The sequence below is a fragment of the Kitasatospora sp. NPDC091257 genome (genome assembly GCF_044757675.1).
Classification (GTDB): Bacteria; Actinomycetota; Actinomycetes; order Streptomycetales; family Streptomycetaceae; genus Kitasatospora; species Kitasatospora lactacystinica.
Window position 1 is genome coordinate 1 of sequence record NZ_JBIVVI010001708.1, and the last position, 1380, is coordinate 1380.

The following is a 1380-nucleotide window of genomic DNA, read 5'->3' on the forward strand; positions in this document are numbered from 1 at the left end:
AGCCATCGCGACGTCGACTACGAGGGCAGTGGCACCTCGGAATTCGTCGTCGACGTCTTCGATGCGCCGATCCGCGCACAGCCGCACCGTCACCTGGACGGGTGCCCCGTCCTCGCGCAGCCGCAGCCGGACGGTCGGGGCGCCGAGCAGCTCGACGGGTTCGGGCAGCGGCTGGGAGTCGAAGCAGACCGAGCGGCCGTCCTCCTCGCGCTGGTCCGGCGGCCGGTCGGCGGGACGGCCGTGGGGGACGTAGGCGCCCGCGTTGAGGCCGGTGTGCTGCGGGGACCGGACCGGGACGTACCGGTCGTGGGAGGCGGTGCCGGCGGTGCGCAGCGGCCCGTCCAGGCCGTAGTGGATCTCCCGGACGTCGGGGGAGGGCCAGGCCTCGTCCCCGGTCCAGCGGGTGGAGAGCCAGGCGCGCAGGGCGGGTTCCTTGAGGGCGCCGGTGTCGATGCCGCGCAGCCAGTGGTCCCACCAGCGCAGGGTGTCGGGCAGGGCGGCCTCGGGCAGGCCGTGCGGCCAGGGTCCGATCAGGGCGTGGGCGGTGGGGGACTCGGCGAGCAGCCGCAGCACGAAGGAGCAGGACGGGTCGCCCCAGCCGGCCACGGCGAGGGTGGGCACGGACACCGGGACGGTGCTCGCGCGGGGTGCGAGCCAGTCGTCGACGGGCGGCTGCAGCGCCTCCAGCCGGGCCAGCCAGGCGGCCCGCCAGGCGTCGCCGACGTGCCGCGGGTCCGGTGGCAGGGCGGCGTCGGCGACCAGGGTGGTGAGCCGGGTGTGCAGGTCGGCGGCGAGCACGGCCCCGCCGAGCCGGTGGCCGCCCTCGGGGCAGGCGGTGACGACGGCGCCGACGGTGCCGGGGGTGCGGGCGGCGAGCCGCAGGGCGGTGGTGCCGGCGGTGCCGGTGCCGAGCAGGCCGAGCCGGCCGTTGCACCAGGGGCGGCGGGCGAGCCAGTCGACCACGGCGGCGCCGTCGGCCAGCTCCTGTTCGCCACCGGGCTCACCGGGGATGCCCTCGGAGTTGCCGTGCCCGCGGGTGTCGACCCGGACGGCGGCGTAGCCGTGGCCCGCGTACCAGGGGTGGCGGCGGGCGTCCTCGGCGGCGGTCCGGTCGGTGAGGCGGCCGCCGGAGTACTCCAGCAGCGCGGGGCCGGGCTCGTCACCGACCGGCCGCCACAGCCGGGCGGCCAGCCGGGTGCCGTCGGGCAGCGGGATGTGCAGGTCCTCGCGGGTGGTGTGGAAGGGGTAGGACGGCATGGCCGCTCCCATCGGTCCCTGGCGTCGGCCTTCCGACGGTTCGGTATTTCCGACAGTAGGGGAGGGAGCGGCCCTTTTCCTGATGAGAGGGGCCTGATGAGAGGGCCTGATGCGCGGGGCCTG

The 1380-nt window shown here is 76.8% G+C and carries 1 protein-coding gene; it reads right to left on the reverse strand.

All coding sequences use genetic code 11. The features are described from left to right. Positions 1–1257 (reverse strand): CocE/NonD family hydrolase (locus ACIQOV_RS41440; protein WP_401056320.1); only part of this gene is annotated, 1257 nt, incomplete at its 3' end. Positions 1258–1380 lie beyond the last annotated feature (123 nt).